Raw genomic sequence first — 20407 nt, forward strand, 5'->3', positions numbered from 1 at the left:
CGTGCCGCCGCGGAACAGGAAATATTCATAGGCGCCGGCCGCGACGCGATCGTTGAGCGCAAAGGCGCCGCTCGCGGTGGTGGCGCCATTGATCGCATCGACGATAAGGATGCCATTCTGCGTCGTCACCGCGCCGGCGCCGCCGGCGTTGAGCACGGTGATCCCCGTCGTCCCCGACGCGGCACCGGCGTCGATCACCAGCTTGTCGGATAGCGACGCGTCGTCGCCGAGCACGGTGTCGACGAGCAGCAGGCCATTGTCGCCGATATAGTCGCCGCGCACGGTGAAGCTGTCGCCCGGCGTGTTGCCGCCGTTGGTCAGGTCGATCCGCCCAGCATTGGTCAGCGTCGCGCGCTGGCCCGCGGTGAAGGCGGTAATTCCGCCCTGGAAACCACCGCCGAAAATGGAGCTCGACGCGTCGAGCGTAAAACTGCCGGTGCCGGTCCCGGCGTCGCCGAGGGTCAGAAAACCGTCGAAGGTCAGTTCGCTATCGTTCGTCGCGTTGATCGTTTCCCAACTATCGAACCGCGCGATACCGCCCGTCGTCACATTGTCGAAAACCAGCGCGTCGGTGCCGGCGCCGCCGGTGATCCGCGGCGACCGGCCGAGGTTGGCGTTGGTCAGATTGGCGAGGCGTGCGCTGTCATTGTCGCCGCCCATATCGACCGTGCCGTGCACCACCCCGCCGCCGTCCCAGACGAAGCTGTCGGTGCCGAAGCTCATCAGCACGTCGCCGCCGACCGACCCGCCGGTGATCGTCACGCTGTCGGTGCCGCCCGATACGCTGATATTGCCGCCGATCGTGCCGCCCGACAGGATGATCGTGTCGTTGCCGAAGCCGGTGACGAGATTGCGGTCGATCGTGCCGCCCGACATGTCGAAGATATTGTCGTCGAGCTTCATGTTGACGCGCCCGATGCGGCCGCCGGTCATGACGGCCTTGTCGCCGTCATCGAAGAAATCGACGATGCGACCGCCCGACATGAAGAAGGTATCGAGGCCATCGCCTTGATTCAGCGAGGTGATCTCGCCCCCGGTCATCCGGAAGTCGTCGATGCCGCTTCCCTGTTGCACGTTGCCGGTGACCGTGCCGGCGCTGATGGTGAATGTGTCGGTCCCGTCGCCCTGGCTGACGGCGCCGTTGATGGCGCCGCCATTGACGACGACGCAATCATTACCGGCTCCCTGCGAGACGCCGGAAACCTGGCCGCCAGTCTCCACCGTCAGGCAATCGTCGCCGGCGCCCTGATCGACGAGGCCCAGCACGTTTCCGAAGACATTGAGTGTGTCGTTGCCGAGCCCCTGCACGAACTGGCCGCCCTGGACGATGCCACCGGCGCGTATGGTGGCACTGTCGTTTCCGTCACCTTGATCGAGGTTGCCGTTCACGGTGCCGGCAATGTCGAGCACATCATTGCCGTCGCCCAGGCTGGCGTCGCCTGTGTAGACCGCGTTTATGATCAGCGTCTGGGCGCCGGCGCCCCCGGTGATGTTCGCCGGAGCGCCGCCTGCGCCCGTAAGAGACCCGTCTATTTGCAGCGTCGTCGCAGCGCCCATGGCGACGCCGGAGGTGGCGAGCGTCCCGCCGCTGGCCAGGATCAGCGATCCTTCATCCAGCTCGGTGCTGCCCGCTATATTGGTCGCGCCGCTGAGCGTCAGTGTGCCGGCCCCGGTCTTTTCGATCGCGCCGCTGCCGGTAATCGCCCCCGCATAGGTTCCGCCATCGGGCTGCGCGAACCGCACGAGCCCGTCGTTCGTGACCGTCGGCGGCAGGCTCTGTGCGCGCGCCTCCAGCGTACCGGCGGTCCGGACCAGAACCTGACCCGTATAATTGGTATTGTCGCCGGTGAGCACCAATGTGCCCTCCTGGACGTCGGAGACCGTAACACCGGTGATCGTGCCGGTCAGCGTCCAGGTGCCGGTCTCGTTCTTGACGAGCGATTCAAAGCCCACGAAATTGCCGGGCAGGGTCGATTGCCCGACGCCGCTCAGGAAAATCTGGTCGTTGCCCGCACCGCCGCTGAAACTGCCGGTTACCGTCGAGCCGGTGAAGAGCCGCAGGATGTCGTCGCCGCCCGCGAGGCTGATGCTTCCCCTGACAATGCCCCTGTTGGTGAAATCGAGAGCGCCGTTGCCGGAGCCGCCGATCACGGTGCTCGTCGTGCCGTTGCCGGCCTCGATGATACCGGTCGCGTTGTTGACGACGGTGTTCAGCCCGCTTGTATTCTGCGACCAGATGGCGACGGCCCTGTCGGCGTCGATGGTGCCGTTGTTGATGATCATATTGCCGGCGCCCTGGAAATTCACCGCCTCGGCCTGTGCCTGGGTTCCGGTGGCAAGAAGCTGCCCGGTCGGCGCGATCGTTATCGTTCCGTTGTTGCGGATTTCGATCGTGTTGCCGCCCGTGCCGAACTGCCCGTTGGAGGTGGTGGCAGCATTGCGGACGGTCGCACCGCTTTGAATCGTGATATTGGCATTGTCGCGCAGGCTGATCGCGTTGTCGTTGCCGGTGGAGATTTCGCTGCCGCCCAGGACTTCGACGGTGCGATTGTCTCCCGCTGAAGTATTGCCCTCGCCAACTCGGGCCGTCCAGGGATTGGGAGCGGCCGTATCGCAGGTGGTTACGCTGCCTACTGTCGTACAGGCTGCCTGGACGGGGCTGGATGAGAACAGAATAGTTCCGGAAACAAGGGCTGTTCGGGACAGAAGACGACTTGTCCGGGAAAGGGTTCGCGGCGGCCGGCGGAAGGCGAAACCAAAGATATTAGATGCGGTCGAGGCAGGCATGGCTTTCCCCTTATTATATGGGCGCAGCCTGGTCCCTTTTCCCTCGTCGAATTGCCGAGAAAAATTGCGCTGTTTCCGTGGAATAGCCTATGCAGCGATGGTTATGCAATTGTTAACGGGCCATCGTTTCAGCCCGTTTTTCTAACGGTCCAGGGTCGGAATCTAGGCGGGCGGCAATTCGCCCGCCGCCGGCGGTTCGTCGCCCAATGCCCGCTTCAATGTCGCCTTGATATTGCGCAGCAGCCGGCGCAGCGCGATGATGACGATGACCGCGGCGACCGCGAGCAGGATCGCGATGACGATTGCCACCGGCGGATAGGCGATGGCGAGCGCCAGCAGGCCGCCCGTCGCGACATCCTCGCCGGTCGAGACCACGGCGTTGCTGAAGGGTTCGGGGCTGACGTTGACGACCGCGCGCGTCGTCGCCTTGGCGCCGTGGCTCAGCAAGGCGCCGCCGCCGCCCAGCAGGAAGGCGATCACCTGCCACGCCGGGTCCGACGAATCGACGAGCGCGAGCGCGAGCAGCGCGCCGCCGAGCGGGCGGACGATGCTGTGGACCGTGTCCCAGATGGAATCGACCCAGGCGATCTTGTCGGCGAGAAACTCGGCGATGGTGCCGATCGCGGCAACGCCGAGCACCCAGGGATTGGCGAGCACCTGCAAGGCGGCGAGATGTTCGGGCAAGGGCAGCCAGCCGAAATGCATTGCGGTGCCGGTCGCCAATATGGTGAGGTAGAGCCGCCAGCCGGCAAGGAGGCTGAGGCTGCCCGCGACGCCCAAAATCTCGACGATTCCCAATGCCGTGCTCCCCGTCCCGGATCCCTTGGCCCTGCGCCATCTTGCACCCGTCCGCGCGCCGCCGCAATGCCGGGATGACAAGCCGGGATGACAAGGGGGTGCGGCACGGTTATCGCTTTCCTCATGATCGATACTCCCACGACGCCATCGTCAGAGACCTTACCCGACGGTGCCATTCCCGCCGCGACGCTGGTCATCATGCGGCCGGCGGACGACGGCGGCGCGGACGAGATATTGATGGTCAAGCGGTCGGTCACCATGGCCTTCGCCGCCGGGGCGGTCGTGTTTCCTGGCGGCCGCGTCGATCCCGACGATTACCGGGTGGCGCGTCTTTACGGGCCGGGCATCGACGAGGCCGACGGCGCGGCGCGGGTCGCGGCGCTGCGCGAGACGCTGGAGGAAACGGGCCTCGCGGTGGGTTGGCCGGCGCTGGCCGAAAGCGATGTGGCCGAGGTGCGGCAGGCGTTGCTGGCCGGAACGCCGCTTTCGGACATATTGGCGGCGCGCGGCGACCGAATCACGCTGGAATCCTTCGTCCCTTTCGCGCGGTGGTGCCCCAATTTCAAAGAAGCGCGGACGTTCGACACACGATTCTATGTCGTTGCAGCGCCGCCGCACAGCCATGAACTGACGGTCGAAGAGGCCGAGCACAGCCATATTTTCTGGGCGAGCGCAAAGGACACGCTGGCGATGGCCGACCGCGGCGACGTGTCGGTAATTTTTCCAACCCGCCGTAACCTGGAGCGTCTTGCTCAATCGTCGGATTTTGCAGGATTTTCCCAGCATTCAAGCCAGTTTCCGGTGGAGCTGGTAACCCCCTGGATCGAGGAACGGGAAGGGCAGAGCTATCTCTGCATCCCGGGGCATCTTGGCTATCCCGTCACCAGCGAATCCTTCGAGCGCGTGCGGCGCGGGTAAGCTGCGTTCTTTGCAACAACTTTTTCCCTATTTATTATTTACTAACATTTGGCGGGCTAGGGCAAAACGTCGTTGCAATTGCTGAACGTCGTGCCTAAGACGGCGCTGCAGAAGCAGACCGGGGAGAAATCTCTGGTGTGATTCGACAAGAGTAATCCAGTGGACGGAGAAAATGATGAACCTGCTTAAGAAAGCCGCGATCTCTCTCGCAGCTACCTCGATGATTGCGGCACCGGTTGCCGCGTCGGCTGCTCCCGCAGCACGCGCAGCTTCGGCCGTTGACGGCCAGAGCGAACTCGAAGGCAGCACGAGCTGGATCATCGCTGTCCTCGCTCTCGTTGCTGTCGTTGGCGGCATCATCATCGCGTCGGACAACGACGACGACGAGCCGACCAGCCCGGGCTGATCTGGCTAACCAGAGTTTCGCAAAGGGCTCCGAGCTTCGCTCGGGGCCCTTTGTTCGTTCCGGGTGTTGATGCGCGCACGCGTCGCCGCGGCGTGGCGATACAGGGTCAGAGTGCGATGGTCCGGTTCGTCCGCGATCGCGCGAGCGGGATCGCCTGACGGGCGCGCTCAGCCGCGGCCGCGTCGATGGGGGCGAGCGTCAGCGCATAACCCCCGGAGTGCGCATCTCCCGGCATCGCAGCATCGGCCAGAACGACACCCCAGGGATCGACGGCAAGGCTGTGGCCAAAAGTCTGCCGGCCGTCTTCATGCGCGCCGCCTTGCGCCGCCGCCACGACATGACAGCCCGTTTCGATCGCCCGCGCGCGCATCAGGACATACCAATGCGCCTCGCCCGTCGATACGGTGAAGGCGGCGGGTATAGCGATCACCGTCGCGCCGCGATTGACCAGCGCGCGGTAAAGTTCGGGGAAGCGCAGGTCGTAACAGATGCTGAGTCCCAACTGTCCCAGCGGCGTATCGACGACCGTCACGGCGTCGCCGCCGGCATAGGCGGCCGATTCCTGCCAGTTTTCGCCTGAGGGCAGCGTGACATCGAACATGTGGATCTTGTCATAGCGCGCACGGATGCTGCCGTCGGCGGCGATGACATGGGCGCGGTTGACGCGGCGTTCGCCATCGTCGGCGAGGAGCGGCATCGATCCCGAATGCAGCCATATCCCGTGCTTTTGCGCGATCGCCTGCAACGCCGCGGGCCAAGGGCTGTCGGCTTCGCGGGCCATATGCGCGCCCGATCGCGCGCGGTCACGGTCGAGCAGCAGCGACATTTCGGGAAGAAAGGCCATCGCGGCACCGTGCGCCGCGGCTTCGCCCATCGCGCGGTCGATCGTCGCCAGATTGACGGCGGGGTCGATGCCGCTGGTCATCTGGATCAAAGCGGCGAGGGGGGCGGGGTCTTCGGTCATGGCTTCTGGCTAAGCCGATGGCGTCCGCAGGACAAGCCGCATGACAGTTCAGTGGCCAGCAAGGTTCGAAGGCGATAAGATGGGCCAATGTTCACTTTCTCCCGGCGCGCGCCGCTTCGTTTGACTCGATCGCTTCTCCTTGCCGGCGCCGCTGCTGCGTTGCTGCTGACGGGACCGTCCGTCGGCGCCCAGGGGACGGCGGCGAAAACCGCCGGTGCCCCGGCGAAAAGTGGTGACTGGCTCTATGTCGGCAGCGACATTCCGCGCGATACGGCGTGGCAGTTCGGGGTTCTTCCCAACGGCGTGCGCTATGCCGTCCGCAACAACGGCGTGCCCCCGGGGCAGGTGTCGATCCGCGTCCGCATGGACGTCGGTTCGATGTTCGAAACCAATGAGGAGCGCGGTTACGCCCATTTGCTCGAACATCTGACCTTCCGCGGATCGGAGCATATTCCCGACGGCGAAGCCAAGCGCATCTGGCAGCGGTTCGGCGTCACCTTCGGCAGCGATTCGAACGCCCAGACGACCCCGACGCAGACAGTCTATCAGCTCGACCTGCCGAGCATCACGCCCGCCAATCTCGACGAAAGCATGAAATTGCTGTCGGGCATGGTCCGCGAACCGCGCATCTCCGAACTCGCGGTCGCCGCCGAGCGCGGCGTCGTGATGTCCGAGCTTCGCGAAGCCGACGGCCCGCAAAAGCGGATCGCCGACGCGACCAATGCGCATCTGTTCGCGGGGCAATTGCTCGGCGACCGCTCGCCGATCGGCACCACCGCGTCGCTGGGCAAGGCGAACGCGACCTCGGTCGCCGCCTTCCACAATCGCTGGTATCGCCCCGACCGCGCGGTCGTGGTCATCGTCGGCGACGCCGATCCCGCGGTGCTCGCCGGGCTGGTGGCGAAATATTATGGCGACTGGAAAGCCGACGGCCCGAACCCCGCCAATCCCGATTTCGGCAAGCCCGATCCCAAGGAACCCGCAGCGCGCGAGATCGTCGAGGCGAACCAGCCGCTCGCGCTGACGCTCGCGATGGTGCGCCCGTGGAAAAAGCGCGTCGACACGGTGGAAAATACACGGCGGCTCTATCTCGAATTCATCGCGCAGGCGCTGGTCAACCGCCGGCTGGAAAACCGCGCGCGCACCGGCGGCAGCTATCTGGTCGCGACGGTCGAGCAGCAATATGTCAGCCGCAGCGCCGATGTGACGATGGCGTCGATCGTTCCCTTGAGCGACTGGAAAGCCGCGCTCGCCGACGTGCGCGGCGTGATCGCCGACGCGGTGAAAAACCCGCCGTCGCAGGCCGACATCGACCGCGAGGCCAACGAGATCCAGGCCTTCCTCGCCAAGGAACTGGAAAATGCGCGCAACGAGCCCGGCGCACGGCTCGCCGACGACATGGTCCGGGCGGTCGACATCAACGAAACGGTGACCAGTCCGCAGGGGCAGGTCGACATGTTCAAGGCGATCCGCGCCTCCGCGACGCCGAAGGTGATGCTCGAGATCAGCAAGGCGATCTTCGCCGCGCCGGTGACCCGCGTCGTGCTGACCACGCCGACGGCGGCGGGCGGCGACGCGGCGGTGCTTGCCGCGCTGAAGGCGCCGGTGACCGCGCGCGACGACCGGCTCGCGACGGTGAAGGCCGATTTCAAGCAGCTTCCGGTCGTCGGCCAGCCGGGCACGATCGCCGCGACCAGCCCTCTCCTCGGTCTGCGCGCCGAGCGGATCGAATTTGCCAATGGCGTGACCGCGCTGGTGTCGAACAACAAGGTCGAGCCGGGCAAGGTGCGCGTCAATGTGCGCTTCGGCACCGGCAACCGCAGCGTTGCCGCCGACGCGCCGAACCTGCTCTGGACCGGCGATTATGCGCTTGTCGCCAGCGGGATCGGCCCATGGGGGCAAAACGAGATCGATCAGCTGACCAACGGCCGGCAGATCCAGATGAATTTCGCGATCGACGACGATGCGTTCGAACTGTCGGCCGAAAGCCGGCCCGCCGACCTTGCCGACCAGATGCGGCTGATCGCCGGCAAGCTCGCCCAACCGCGCTGGGATCCGGCGCCGGTCGAACGGCTGCGCATCGGTTTCCTCACCGGATATGATCTCAACGACGCGACCCCCAACGCGGTGCTCGACCGCAATTTGCGCGGCTGGCTGACCAACAATGACGCGCGCTGGGCGGCGCCCGACAAGGCGCAGATCGAGGCGCTGACCCCCGCCGCCTTCCGCGCCTTCTGGGAACCGCGTCTGGCCAGCGGGCCGATCGAGGTGCAGATTTTCGGCGACCTCGAAACGGTCGACTACAAGAAGATCCTCGCCGAGACGCTCGGCGCGCTGCCGCCGCGTCAGACCCTCGCGCCGCCGGCTGGCCAGCGCGTCGACTTCGCCAAGCATGTCACCGTGCCCGAGATCGCCTATCACCGCGGCGAGCAGGGACAGGCGGCGGCGATGACCGCCTGGCCGACCGGCGGCGGCCTTGCCAGCCCGCGCGATGCGCGCGGGCTCGAGGTGCTCGCGGCGATCTTCAACGACCGCCTGTTCGACCGCCTCCGCGCCGAACAGGGGGCCAGCTATGGCCCGGTGGTCGACAGCCACTGGCCGACGGGCTTCGACACCGGCGGCTATCTGCTCGTCGGCAGCCTCCTCGCGCCGAAGGATCTCGACCGCTTTTACGGCATCGCCCGCGACATCGCCGCCGACCTGGTCGCAAAGCCGATCACCGCGGACGAACTGGCGCGCAACGCCGGGCCGATCCGCGAACAGGTCGCGCGCGCGTCGACGGGCAATGTCTATTGGATGTTCCTGCTCGAAGGCGCGACGCGCGACCCCCGCGTCACCGCGGCGGCGCTGTCGATCCAGGACGATATTTCGGCGGTCACCGCGGCGGATGTTCAGCGGCTGGCGCGGCAATATCTGACGCCCGCGCGCCAATGGTCGCTGGCGATCCTGCCCAAGGGGATGACGCTGGCCGATGCATCGGCCCTGGGTGCGGCGCCGGCTCCGGCACCCGCGGCGGGCGGGCGCTAGGGTTAGAACCCTAAGCCTTCTTGCTGCTCTCGATGGGGCGGCGGGTCTTGCGGATACGTGGCTCGCGTTCCAGCTGGCCCTTGGTCATGATGTCGTGGCGCATCTTGGCGCGCACGTCGTGGATCGACGCGATCACCGGCCCCATCGCGACGCCGAGGTCGATGAGCACCGCCTCGGCGAGCTGCAGCGAACTTTCCAGCGTCTCGGGCACCGCGTCGCTCGCCCCTGCCTGATAGAGGGTGGCGGCATGGTCGGCGTCGCGCGCGCGGCTGATGATCGGCAAGTCGGGATATTTCTGGCGAAGCTGGCGCGTCATTCGAAGCTGCTGCACCGGGTCGTCCATGGTGAGGACGATGGCGTTGGCGGTTTCGACCCCCAGCTTGTCGAGGCTGCCCGGGCGGGCGACGTCGGCGAAGCGGACGATGAAGCCGTCGCGCCGTGCGGCGGCGACCGTGTCGATATCGGCGTCGACCGCGATATAGGGTCTGCCATGTTCGCGCAGCAGTTCGGCAACGGTATGCCCGACGCGACCGAAACCGACGACGACCGTCCGGCCCTCGGGGGTCTCGTCGGGCTTCTCGCCTTCGCTGCGCATCTCGATCCGCCGCGAGATGTCGTGACCAATACGCGCGAGTAGCGGCGTGATGGTGAGGCCGATCGCGGTCACCAGCTGCCAGAATTCGGCGGTGTCGCGGCTGATGAGCTGCGCCTGCAACGCCGTCGCGAGCACGATGAGGGTCGTTTCGGACGGGCTCGACATGAGCAGCCCGACCTCGGCCGCTGTCCCGCGCCGCGCGACGTTCGAAAAGCGCAGCAGCGCCGCGGTGACGAGCGCCTTGATCACGACGACGCCGACGACCGCAATGACCAGCTGCGGCCATTGCTCGGCGATTGTCTTGAGATTGAGCCCCATGCCGACGCTGATCAGGAACACCCCGAGCGCGAGCCCCTTGAACGGCGCGGTGATCGCCTCGACCTCGTTGTGATATTCGGTCTCGGCGATCATCAGGCCGGCGAGCAAGGCGCCGACGATGGGCGACAGCCCGACCGCTGCGGTCGCGAGCGCGGCGACGATGACGACGAGCAGGCTGGCGGCGAGGAAGAGTTCAGGATCCTTCGCGCGCGCGGCCTGTGCGAAGATGCGCGGGAGCAGGAACCAGCCGCCGATCGCGAGCGCCGCGACGACCACGGCGCCTTGCCACAGCGTGGTGAGCAGCAGTTCGGCATTGTCGCCCGTGGCGCTGGGTGCCAGCGCGCCGAGGATGAAGATGATCGGGACGATCGCCAGATCCTCGAACAACAGCATCGAGAAGGAGGCGCGGCCGACCGCCGATTTGGTCCCCGCGATCGGGAGCACCAGCGCGGTCGAGGAGAGTGCGAGCGCGATGCCGAGCCCAAAGGCGGCGGGGGTCGAATAGCCACCGATGAGCCATAAAGCGCCGCCGAGGATCAGCCCGCCGAGCAGCAGCTCGGCGGCGCCGATGCCGAACACCAGTTTGCGCAATTGCCACAGGCGGCGGAACGACAGCTCGAGCCCGATCGAGAAGAGGAGCAGGATGATGCCGAATTCGGCGAAGAGCGCAATGTCCTCGGTCGATCGGATCGTGATGTGTTTCAGCCATGGATAATCGGCCGCGAGCTCGCCGAGCCCCGATGGCCCGGCGAGCAGGCCGACGAGGATGAAGCCGATCACGGGGGGCAGGCGGAACCGCGCGAACGCCGGGATCACGATGCCCGCGGCGCCGAGGACCACCAGCGCGTTGCCGATGGCGGAGGTTTCTGTTTCCGATACCATAAGGGCCGACCTTATGCAGGCCGGCCCCGATTGGCTAGGTGGTTATCGTCGCTCACCAGCCCTAATCCTCCCCCTTGATGGGGGAGGCAGCGAGACTTGCCAGCTTGCTGGCTAGTCGCAGCGGTGGGGGTGTGATCTCGGTCTGAAACGGCGGTGCCAAGACGCACCATCACCCCCATCCAACTCCGCCTAATCGCTTCGCGATAAGGCTGCGTATCCTTCCCCCATCAAGGGGGAAGGGTATGGAACGTCAGGCGCCCATCTTCTTTTCGAGATTTTCGACGATCGCCTCGAAGAAACCTTCGGTGGTCAGCCAGTTCTGGTCGGGACCGATCAGCAGCGCCAGATCCTTGGTCATCTTGCCGCCTTCGACCGTCGCGACGCAGACCTTTTCGAGGTCGTCGGCGAACTTGATCAGCTCGGCATTGCCGTCGAGCTTGCCGCGGTGCTTGAGCCCGCCGGTCCACGCGAAGATCGACGCGATCGGGTTGGTCGAGGTCGCCTTGCCCTGCTGGTGCATGCGATAGTGGCGCGTGACGGTGCCGTGCGCGGCTTCGGATTCGACGGTCTGGCCGTCGGGGGTCATCAGCACGCTGGTCATCAGGCCGAGCGAGCCGAAGCCCTGCGCGACGGTGTCCGACTGGACGTCGCCGTCGTAATTCTTGCAGGCCCAGACGAACTTGCCCGACCATTTCAGCGCCGAGGCGACCATGTCGTCGATCAGGCGATGTTCGTAAACGATGCCGATCTCGTCGAACTTCGCCTTGAATTCGGCGTTGAACACTTCCTCGAACAGGTCCTTGAAGCGGCCGTCATAGGCTTTCAGGATCGTGTTCTTGGTCGACAGATACACGGGCCACTGGCGCGCGAGGCCATAGTTCAGGCTGGCGCGCGCGAAGTCGCGGATCGAATCGTCGAGATTGTACATGCCCATCGCGACGCCCGACGACGGGAACTGGAACACTTCCTCGTCGATCAGCGTGCCGTCCTCGCCTTCGAACACCAGGCGCAGCTTGCCGGGGCCGGGGACGCGGAAGTCGGTCGCCTTATATTGGTCGCCGAACGCGTGGCGGCCGACGACGATCGGGTCGGTCCAGCCGGGGACGAGGCGGGGGACGTTCTTCATCACGATCGGTTCGCGGAAGACGACGCCGCCGAGGATGTTGCGGATCGTGCCGTTCGGCGACTTCCACATCTTTTTCAGGCCGAATTCCTCGACGCGCGCTTCGTCGGGGGTGATCGTCGCGCACTTCACGCCGACGCCATGTTTCTTGATCGCATTCGCGGCCTCGACGGTGATCTTGTCGTCGGTGCGGTCGCGTTCCTCGATGCCGAGGTCGTAATAATGAAGGTCGATGTCGAGATAGGGGAGGATCAGCCGCTCGCGGATCCACTGCCAGATGATCCGGGTCATTTCGTCGCCGTCGAGTTCGACGACCGGGTTGGCTACCTTGATCTTGCCCATGCGTTCAGCCTTTTTCCTTGGGGAGTCGGAGTTGCAGCGGGCCTTAGGCAAAGCGGGGCGATTGATCAACCGCCGCGGTGGGAACGCCCGGCGTGAAAAGCCGGCGGCCAATTAAATAGGGACAGTCCCTATTTAATTGGCCGATCGTCGCCCCGTCTTCGAAGGGGCGACGGTAATGCGCGGAACCAGCCCAATACCTTATTCATTGTCAGGTGTTGGAGCGCCCCCTAGAAGACAGGCCATGTCCAATATCATATCCTCGAACCGCCCCGGCGGCGGTATCAAATGGCACTGGCCGTCGATCCATCCCGAAGGCCGCAAGTTCCTTTTGATCGCCGGTATCGTGACCCTCTGTTTCTGGCTGCTCGGATGGGAAATCCTCGGCTGGCTGATGCTGGGCGTGACCTTGTGGGTCGGCGCCTTCTTTCGCGACCCGGTGCGCGTGACCCCGGCGGGGAGTGATGTCATCATCGCGCCCGCCGACGGGCTCGTCACCCAGATCGCCGAAGTGCCGCCGCCGCCCGAAATCTCCGGCCCCGACGGGCTGGGCGCCGCGCCGATGCTGCGCGTGTCGATTTTCATGAGCGTCTTCGACGTCCATATCAACCGCACCCCCGTCGCAGGGACGCTGCGCAAGCTCGTCTATATTCCCGGCAAGTTCGTGAACGCCGATCTCGACAAGGCGAGCGAAGAGAATGAACGCCAGCATTTCGTCGTCGAGCGCGCCGATGGCGTGCGCGTCGGCTTCACCCAGATCGCCGGCCTTGTCGCGCGGCGTATCATGCCGTTCGTGACGATGGGCAATGAACTCACCACCGGCCAGCGCGTCGGGCTGATCCGCTTCGGCAGCCGCGTCGACGTCTATCTGCCCGCGGGAACGACGCCGCAGGTCTTGCTCGGCCAGCGCACGCTCGCCGGCGAGACGGTCGTTGCGCGGATCGGCACCGCCGAGACGATCGACGGGATCGGTCAATAAATGACCGAGGACGAGCAGGTCGTTCCCGACGCCGCGGGGCGCCGCATCGCCGGGGTCAGCCTGCGCGCCTTCGCGCCCAATGCGATCACCATCCTCGCGCTCTGTTCGGGGCTGACCGGCGTGCGCTTTGCGATCGGCGGCGAATGGACCGCGGCGGTGACGATGATCATCGTCGCCGGGGTGCTCGACGGCATGGACGGGCGTATCGCGCGGCTGCTGCGCGCGCAGAGCAAGTTTGGCGCCGAACTGGATTCGCTGTCCGACGTGATCGCTTTCGGTGTCGCGCCGGCGATGATCCTCTTCCTCTGGTCGCTTGCCGACGCCCCCAAATTCGGCTGGACCGCGGCGCTGGCGCTCGCGGTGTGCTGCGCGCTGCGCCTCGCGCGTTTCAATTCGCGTATGGATGCCGATTTCCAGCCGCACAAATCGGCGGGCTTCATGACCGGCATTCCGGCGCCCGCGGGTGCCGGACTGTCGTTCGTACCCGTCTATCTGTGGCTGGTGACCGGGAACGACCTGTTCCGCGAATGGTATGTCGTAATGCCCTGGGCGCTCGCCATCGCGATGCTGATGATCTCGGCGATCCCGACCTACAGCTGGTCGTCGATCCGGCTTCGCCGGTCGTGGCGCCTGTTCGCACTGGCGGGGGTGGGCCTGCTCGGCGCCGCGCTCGTCACCGCGCCCTGGCAGACGTTGCTCGCAGTGTGCGCGCTCTATATGGTGATGCTGCCCTTCGGGCTTGTTAGCTACGCGAAGATCAAGCGGCGCGGCTGAGCGCCGGCTGCATGCGCGCTGCGGCGCGGATCGGGCGCGGGGCATCGCGGCGCGCCGGCGAGCGGCGCAGCGTCATCTTCTGCGGAAGCGGACCCGACTGCGGTGCGGTTGCGGCCGGGAAGGCGCCTTCGCCGAGCAGCGCCGAGAGAATCGCATTCTCGTTATTCTTGAGCATGGCCAGGATCACCGTGACGCCGAGCCCGGCGGCGAGGGCGAAGAGGAGAGCGGCTGCGACCTGAACCATGATCTTGTCCTTTCGGCGTCTATGTGCGAAACCTTTGTTGACCAGCGGCGGTTTCGTTGAACTTTTTGTTCCATGTTCCCGTTTTGTTCTCAACGCTTTTGCGACGAACGGAGTCACTTTGTCGCCGAGTTGAGTCTGGAGCCCATCCTCCATTGCGCCTCCATTGAACGCGAAAAGGCGCGCACGCCCCTTGCTTTTGGCGGCCAAGGCGGCTAACGGCCCGCCCATTCCACATGGAAGGCGCACATAAACCGGTGCCGGATCGTCCGCTTGCGGGCCTTCGGTTCTTGCTTTCCAGAGGACCAACCGGAAGGAGAAAGACTATGGCGGCACCTGTCGTCACGATGCAGAATCTTATCGAAGCTGGCGCCCACTTCGGCCACCAGACCCACCGTTGGAACCCGCGCATGAAGCCGTACATCTTCGGCGCGCGCAACGGCATCCACATTCTCGACCTGTCGCAGACCGTGCCGCTCTTTGCGCGCGCACTCGACTTCATCGCCTCGACCTCGGCCGCCGGCGGCAAGGTCCTGTTCGTCGGCACCAAGCGCCAGGCGCAGGGTCCGATCGCCGACGCCGCGCGCGCTTCGGGTCAGCACTTCGTCAACCACCGCTGGCTGGGCGGCATGCTCACCAACTGGAAGACGATCTCGGGTTCGATCAAGCGTCTCAAGACGCTCGAAGAGCAGCTCTCGGGCGACACCTCGGGCCTCACCAAGAAGGAAGTGCTCAACAAGACGCGCGAGCGCGACAAGCTCGAAATGTCGCTTGGCGGCATCCGCGACATGGGCGGCATTCCCGACGTGATGTTCGTGATCGACGCGAACAAGGAAGAGCTGGCGATCAAGGAAGCCAACGTCCTTGGCATCCCCGTCGTCGCGATCCTCGATTCGAACGTCTCGCCCGACGGCATCGCCTTCCCGGTTCCGGCGAACGATGACGCCGCGCGCGCCATCCGCCTCTATTGCGATGCGGTCGCCCAGGCGGCGACCCGTGGCGGCCAGCAGGCCCGCGCGAACCGCGGCGAAGATCTCGGCGCCGCTGTCGAGCCCGCCGCCGAAGCCGTGCTGACCGAAGAAGCGGCCGCTCCGGTTGCTGAAGAAATTGCCGCTCCGGTGACTGAAGACGAACAGGTCCCGGCCGCAGCTGCCGCCGAAACCGAACGTCAGAGCGACGCCTAGTCGCTCTCGGGCATGACGGGGCGGCGCGGCAACAGGCGCGCGCCGTCCCTGTCATCCCTTTGACTTATCGCCCCGCCATGCGCGCGGGCGTCCCGCGGGCCAGATGGGCTCGCCCTTTTGAAAGGATTTTTCCATGGCTGAAATTACGGCCGCTCTCGTCAAGGAACTGCGCGACCGCACGGGCGCAGGCATGATGGACTGCAAAAAGGCGCTCGCCGAAAACAACGGTGACATCGAAGCGTCGATCGACTGGCTGCGCACCAAGGGCCTCGCCGCCGCCGCCAAGAAGGCCGGCCGCGTTGCCGCCGAAGGCCTCGTTGGCGTCGCCACCGACGGCAATCGCGGCGCGATGGTCGAAGTGAACAGCGAAACCGACTTCGTCGGCAAGAACGAGCAGTTCCAGGAATTCGTCCGCGACGTGACGCAGGTCGCGCTCGCCGGCAATATCTCGGACATCGAAGCGCTCGGCGCTGCCGCCTATCCGGGCGGCGAAACCGTCGCCGAGAAGCTGACCAGCAATATCGCGACGATCGGTGAAAACCAGTCGCTGCGCCGCAGCGTCATCGTCTCGGTGAACTCGGGCGTCGTCACGGGCTATGTCCACAACGCCGCCGCACCCGGCATGGGCAAGATCGGCGTGCTTGTCGCGCTCGAATCGACCGCGGGTGCCGACGTTCTCGAACCGCTCGGCAAGCAGCTCGCGATGCACGTCGCCGCCGCGAACCCGCTGGCGCTGAACGGCGACGATCTCGACGCCGACCTCGTCGCGCGCGAACGTGCGATCGCCGAGGAAAAGGCCGCCCAGTCGGGCAAGCCCGCCGACATCGTCTCGAAGATGGTCGACGGTGCGATCGCGAAGTTCCGCAAGGAAAACGCGCTGCTGTCGCAGCTGTTCGTGATGGACGGCAAGACCCCGGTCGCCGAAGTCGTCGCCGCCGCCGGCAAGGATGTCGGCGCGGACGTGACGCTCAAGGCCTTCGTCCGCTTCCAGCTCGGTGAAGGGATCGAGAAGGAAGAAAGCGATTTCGCGGCGGAAGTCGCGGCGGTAGCCGGCGTCTAAAAAGAGGATTGGGCTGCGGGTTTCGGCATAGGCCGGTTCCCCATTTCTCGTCATGCCGGACTTGATCCGGCATCCATTCGAGCCCTCGACGGCAGATGGACCCCGGATCAAGTCCGGGGTGACGAAGGGTGGGGGGGACGCCATCGATCGAGGCAGCAGTCCGCTTGGCAATGGCGCGTACTCTGACTAGGGTGCGCGCCATTCGCATATTGATCGATTGACTAGAGGTCCCAACACGATGGCATTGCCCGGCATGAAACGCATCTTGCTGAAACTGTCGGGCGAGGCGCTGATGGGCTCCAGCCCCTTCGGCATCGACCCCGAAACCGTCGCGAGCATGGCGGCCGAGGTCAAGGAAGCCAAGGAACGCGGGCTCGAAATCTGCCTTGTCATCGGCGGCGGCAACATCTTTCGCGGCATGGCGGGCGCTGCCAAGGGCATGGACCGCGCGCAGGCCGATTATATGGGCATGCTCGCCACCGTGATGAACGCGCTCGCGATGCAGAATGCGCTCGAACAGCTCGGCGTCGAAACGCGAGTCCAGTCGGCGATCGAAATGGACAAGGTGTGCGAGCCGGTGATCCGCCGCCGCGCCGAACGCCATATGGAAAAGGGCCGCGTCGTGATCTTCGCCGCGGGTGTCGGCGCGCCTTATTTCACGACGGACAGCGGTGCCGCGCTCCGCGCCGCAGAAATGAAATGCGATGCGCTGCTCAAGGGCACCAGCGTCGACGGCGTCTATAACGCTGATCCCAAGAAGGACCCGAGCGCGGTGCGTTATGACACGCTGAGCTATGACCGCGTGCTCGCCGACAATCTGAAGGTGATGGACGCGAGCGCGGTGGCGCTGTGCCGCGACAACCATATCCCGATCGTCGTGTTCAACATCCGCGAACCCGGCAATCTGGCGCGCGTGCTGGCGGGCGAGGGGGTTTCCACCGTCGTCAGCGACGCCGCCGGCCACGCATAAGAAGAGGAAAAGACGATGGCGAAATATGACAAGGCCGACCTCGAACGCCGCATGCACGGCGCGGTCGAGGCACTGAAGAGCGACCTTGCGGGCCTCCGCACCGGCCGCGCGCACACCGCGCTGCTCGATCCGGTGACGGTCGAGGTCTATGGCAGCCAGATGCCGCTGAACCAGGTCGCCTCGGTCAGCGCGCCCGAACCGCGCATGCTGTCGGTGCAGGTGTGGGACAAGTCGAACGTCGGCCCGGTCGACAAGGCGATCCGCTCGGCGGGGCTCGGCCTCAACCCGATCGTCGACGGCCAGATGCTGCGCCTGCCGATCCCCGAAATGACGCAGGAGCGCCGCAAGGAACTGTCGAAGCTCGCCGGCCAATATGCCGAAAAGGCGCGCATCGCGGTGCGCAACGTCCGCCGCGACGGCATGGACAATCTGAAGGCCGACGAGAATAAGAAGGAAATCAGCGAGGACGAGCGCAAGCGCCACGAAACCGAGGTGCAGAAGCTGACCGACGCGACGATCGCCGAACTCGACGCCGCCGCGACCGCCAAGGAAAAGGAAATCCTGGGCTAGTGACGCGTGATTCCGTCCTCTCGACCGTTCGTGTCGAGCGAAGTCGAGACACCCGTCGACCTTGCGCTACGCCGACGGGCATCTCGACTTCGCTCGATGCGAACGGATTTTGAGGTTTTTTCGGTGACTGTTTCCACTCACGGCGCACGCCATGTCGCCATCATCATGGACGGCAATGGCCGCTGGGCGAAAAAGCGCCTGCTGCCCCGCGTCGCCGGCCATCGCGCTGGGGTCGAGGCGGTGCGCAATATCGTGCGCGCCGCGGGCGACCTCGGGATCGAGGCGATGACCCTCTACGCCTTCAGTTCGGAAAACTGGAAGCGGCCCGAGGAAGAGGTCAGCGACCTGATGGGGTTGATGAAACGCTTCATCCTGTCCGACCTCGATGAATTCGCCGCGAACGATGTGAAGCTGAAGGTGATCGGCAACTGGCGCGCGCTCGCGCCCGATGTCGTCGCGCTGATCGAAAATGCGCTCGAACGCACCGCGGGCAACAAGCGCACGACGCTCGCGGTCGCGCTCAACTATGGCGCGCAGGACGAGCTGGTCCGCGCCGCGACCGCCGCCGCCGCCGAGGGCGCGATCACCGAGGAGGCGATCGCGGCGCATCTCGACACTGCCGGCATGCCGCCGCTCGACCTGCTCATCCGCACCTCGGGCGAGGTGCGGCTGTCGAATTTCCTGCTCTGGCAGTCGGCCTATGCCGAACTCTATTTCACCGACAAGCTGTGGCCCGATTTCAAACCGGCCGACCTCAAAGCAGCGCTCGACCAATTTGCACGGCGCGACCGCCGTTACGGGGGACTTTAGGGCATGGCGACAGCGGGTAAATCGGATCTGTGGGTGCGGATCGGGTCGGCGATCGTCCTGTTCGCGATCGCGGGCACCGCACTGTGGTTCGGCGGCCTCGCTTTCGGCCTGCTGCTGCTCGTTGGCGGCGCTTTGGTCCTCGTCGAATGGTTCCAGCTGGTGAAGGCGATGGCCCTCAGTGGCGGCGCCAAGGCGGGCCTCAATCTGCTCGGCCCGATCCTCGTTCTCGGCGCGATGGCGGGGCTCTGGTTCATCCGCGACACGCTCGGCATGACGGCGGCGCTGTGGGTCTTCGGCATGGTCTGGGCGACCGACATCGGCGCCTATTTCGCCGGCCGCGCCTTTGGCGGCGCAAGGCTCGCGCCCAAAATCAGCCCGTCGAAGACCTGGTCGGGGCTCATCGGCGGCGTGGTCGCGGCGCTGATCGCCAGCGCCACCATCGGCGACCGCGCGGGCATTGTCGGCGTCCCGCTGTGGATCGGCCTGTTCATGGGGCTGCTCGCGCAGCTCGGCGACCTCGCGCAAAGCTGGATGAAGCGCCGCGCCGGGGTCAAGGATTCGGGCAAGCTCATTCCCGGCCACGGCGGCCTGTTCGACCGCGTCGACGGCGTGCTGCCGGTCGCGCTGCTCCTCGGCGCGCTCGCGTTCGCCGGCCAGATCGCCGTGCGGGCAGCGGGCTGAGATGACGCAGCGCCGCCTCTCGCTGTTCGGTGCGACGGGATCGGTCGGGCAATCAACCCTCGATCTGGTGCGCCGCGACGGCGAGGCGTGGCAGATCGGCGTGCTGACCGCGAACAGCGACGTTGCCGAGCTGGCGAAGCTCGCGCGCGAATTTCGCCCCGACATCGCGGTGATCGCCGACGAAGCGCGCTATGCCGAACTCGCCGAAGCGCTGGCCGGCACTGGCATCGAAGTGGCGGCGGGCGCCGACGCGCTGGTCGAAGCCGCGCAGCGACCCACGGACCTCGTCATGGCGGCCATCGTCGGCACCGCGGGCCTTGCACCCACCATGGCCGCCTTGGCGGCCGGGTACGACGTGGCGCTCGCCAACAAGGAAGCCCTCGTGTCGTCGGGCGAACTGATGACTGCGGTGGCGCGCACGTCCGGCGCGACGATCCTGCCCGTCGACAGCGAGCATAATGCGATCTTCCAGTGCCTCGCGGGCGGACGCATCGACCAGGTGCGCCGCATCATCCTGACCGCCAGCGGCGGACCGTTCCGCACGATGAGCGCCGACGACATGGCGCGCGTCACGCCGGCGCAGGCGGTGGCGCACCCGAACTGGTCGATGGGCGCGAAAATCAGCGTCGATTCGGCGACGATGATGAACAAAGGGCTCGAACTGATCGAGGCGCACCATTTGTTCCCCGTCGGGCTCGACCGCATCGAAATCCTCGTCCACCCGCAATCGGTGATCCACAGCCTCGTCGAATATATCGACTGCTCGACGCTGGCGCAGCTCGGCTCGCCCGACATGCGCATCCCGATCAGCAGCGCGCTCGCCTGGCCGCAGCGGATGGCGACGCCATGCGCGCCGCTCGACCTCGCCGCCATCGCGCGGCTCGATTTCGAGGCGCCCGACGAGGTCCGCTTCCCCGCGACCGCGCTCTGCCGCGCCGCGATCGCCGAGGGCGGCGCGCGCCCGGCGCAGCTCAACGCCGC

General features: G+C 65.8%; 18 protein-coding genes. 12 read left to right on the top strand and 6 right to left on the bottom strand.

What is annotated here, in order from left to right; all coding sequences use genetic code 11:
• The coding region (locus VJ811_RS14900; protein ID WP_324073729.1) for an autotransporter-associated beta strand repeat-containing protein at positions 1 to 2787 on the bottom strand (2787 nt) is incomplete at its 3' end.
• 162 nt (positions 2788 to 2949) lie between these two features.
• Positions 2950 to 3585, bottom strand: coding sequence for a DUF4126 domain-containing protein (locus tag VJ811_RS14905; protein ID WP_324073730.1), 636 nt, complete (start codon positions 3583 to 3585; stop codon positions 2950 to 2952).
• Positions 3586 to 3708: 123 nt separating this feature from the next.
• Between VJ811_RS14905 and VJ811_RS14910 the strand changes: the two genes are divergently transcribed.
• Both VJ811_RS14910 and VJ811_RS14915 read left to right on the top strand, forming a co-directional pair.
• Positions 3709 to 4503 (top strand): NUDIX hydrolase, encoded by a 795-nt coding sequence (locus tag VJ811_RS14910; protein ID WP_324073732.1) that lies wholly within the window; start codon positions 3709 to 3711, stop codon positions 4501 to 4503.
• A 172-nt stretch (positions 4504 to 4675) separates the two neighbouring features.
• On the top strand, positions 4676 to 4909 hold the full coding sequence (locus tag VJ811_RS14915) for a hypothetical protein (RefSeq protein ID WP_324073735.1): 234 nt from the start codon (positions 4676 to 4678) through the stop codon (positions 4907 to 4909).
• A 106-nt stretch (positions 4910 to 5015) separates the two neighbouring features.
• Here the strand turns inward: VJ811_RS14915 and VJ811_RS14920 are convergent, their stop codons facing one another.
• Positions 5016 to 5873 (bottom strand): carbon-nitrogen hydrolase family protein, encoded by an 858-nt coding sequence (locus tag VJ811_RS14920; RefSeq protein ID WP_324073736.1) that lies wholly within the window; start codon positions 5871 to 5873, stop codon positions 5016 to 5018.
• A gap of 87 nt (positions 5874 to 5960) precedes the next feature.
• Here VJ811_RS14920 and VJ811_RS14925 point away from each other — a divergent pair, with 87 nt between their 5' ends.
• Positions 5961 to 8900, top strand: a complete 2940-nt coding sequence (locus VJ811_RS14925) for a M16 family metallopeptidase (protein ID WP_324073739.1) — start codon at positions 5961 to 5963, stop codon at positions 8898 to 8900.
• A 10-nt stretch (positions 8901 to 8910) separates the two neighbouring features.
• Here VJ811_RS14925 and VJ811_RS14930 read toward each other — a convergent pair whose 3' ends face one another.
• Together VJ811_RS14930 and VJ811_RS14935 are read right to left on the bottom strand one after the other, a co-directional pair.
• Entirely contained in the window at positions 8911 to 10695 is a 1785-nt protein-coding gene (locus VJ811_RS14930; RefSeq protein WP_324073741.1) for a cation:proton antiporter, read from the bottom strand.
• Between the two features lie 250 nt (positions 10696 to 10945).
• Positions 10946 to 12160, bottom strand: coding sequence for an NADP-dependent isocitrate dehydrogenase (locus VJ811_RS14935; RefSeq protein ID WP_324073743.1), 1215 nt, complete (start codon positions 12158 to 12160; stop codon positions 10946 to 10948).
• Positions 12161 to 12401: 241 nt separating this feature from the next.
• On the opposite strand from VJ811_RS14935, the gene VJ811_RS14940 reads away from it, so the two are divergent.
• Positions 12402 to 13136: a phosphatidylserine decarboxylase gene (locus tag VJ811_RS14940; protein ID WP_324073745.1), complete on the top strand. Its 735-nt coding sequence runs from the start codon at positions 12402 to 12404 to the stop codon at positions 13134 to 13136.
• Complete coding sequence (locus tag VJ811_RS14945) at positions 13137 to 13910, top strand: phosphatidylcholine/phosphatidylserine synthase (RefSeq protein ID WP_324073747.1); 774 nt, start codon at positions 13137 to 13139, stop codon at positions 13908 to 13910.
• On the opposite strand, the gene VJ811_RS14950 is transcribed toward VJ811_RS14945, so the two are convergent.
• Positions 13894 to 14154 carry a hypothetical protein gene (locus VJ811_RS14950; protein WP_324073749.1) on the bottom strand — a complete coding sequence of 87 codons (261 nt, stop codon included), beginning with the start codon at positions 14152 to 14154 and terminating at the stop codon, positions 13894 to 13896. The two genes, VJ811_RS14945 and VJ811_RS14950, sit on opposite strands and share 17 nt — an antisense overlap.
• Positions 14155 to 14477: 323 nt before the next feature.
• Between VJ811_RS14950 and rpsB the strand changes: the two genes are divergently transcribed.
• From rpsB to dxr, 7 genes are all read left to right on the top strand, one after another.
• Entirely contained in the window at positions 14478 to 15335 is an 858-nt protein-coding gene (rpsB, locus tag VJ811_RS14955; RefSeq protein WP_324073751.1) for a 30S ribosomal protein S2, read from the top strand.
• Between the two features lie 133 nt (positions 15336 to 15468).
• Positions 15469 to 16395, top strand: coding sequence for a translation elongation factor Ts (gene tsf / locus VJ811_RS14960; protein WP_324073752.1), 927 nt, complete (start codon positions 15469 to 15471; stop codon positions 16393 to 16395).
• Positions 16396 to 16633: 238 nt separating this feature from the next.
• Positions 16634 to 17365 carry a UMP kinase gene (gene pyrH, locus VJ811_RS14965; protein WP_324073754.1) on the top strand — a complete coding sequence of 244 codons (732 nt, stop codon included), beginning with the start codon at positions 16634 to 16636 and terminating at the stop codon, positions 17363 to 17365.
• Between the two features lie 15 nt (positions 17366 to 17380).
• Positions 17381 to 17935 (top strand): ribosome recycling factor, encoded by a 555-nt coding sequence (gene frr / locus VJ811_RS14970; RefSeq protein ID WP_324073756.1) that lies wholly within the window; start codon positions 17381 to 17383, stop codon positions 17933 to 17935.
• A gap of 96 nt (positions 17936 to 18031) precedes the next feature.
• Positions 18032 to 18745 carry a polyprenyl diphosphate synthase gene (uppS, locus tag VJ811_RS14975; protein WP_324073758.1) on the top strand — a complete coding sequence of 238 codons (714 nt, stop codon included), beginning with the start codon at positions 18032 to 18034 and terminating at the stop codon, positions 18743 to 18745.
• A 3-nt stretch (positions 18746 to 18748) separates the two neighbouring features.
• On the top strand, positions 18749 to 19426 hold the full coding sequence (locus VJ811_RS14980) for a phosphatidate cytidylyltransferase (protein WP_324073759.1): 678 nt from the start codon (positions 18749 to 18751) through the stop codon (positions 19424 to 19426).
• Between the two features lies 1 nt (position 19427).
• Positions 19428 to 20407 (top strand): 1-deoxy-D-xylulose-5-phosphate reductoisomerase (gene dxr, locus VJ811_RS14985; RefSeq protein WP_324073761.1); only part of this gene is annotated, 980 nt, incomplete at its 3' end.

The organism is Sphingopyxis sp. (genome assembly GCF_035250425.1).
Lineage (GTDB): Bacteria > Pseudomonadota > Alphaproteobacteria > Sphingomonadales > Sphingomonadaceae > Sphingopyxis.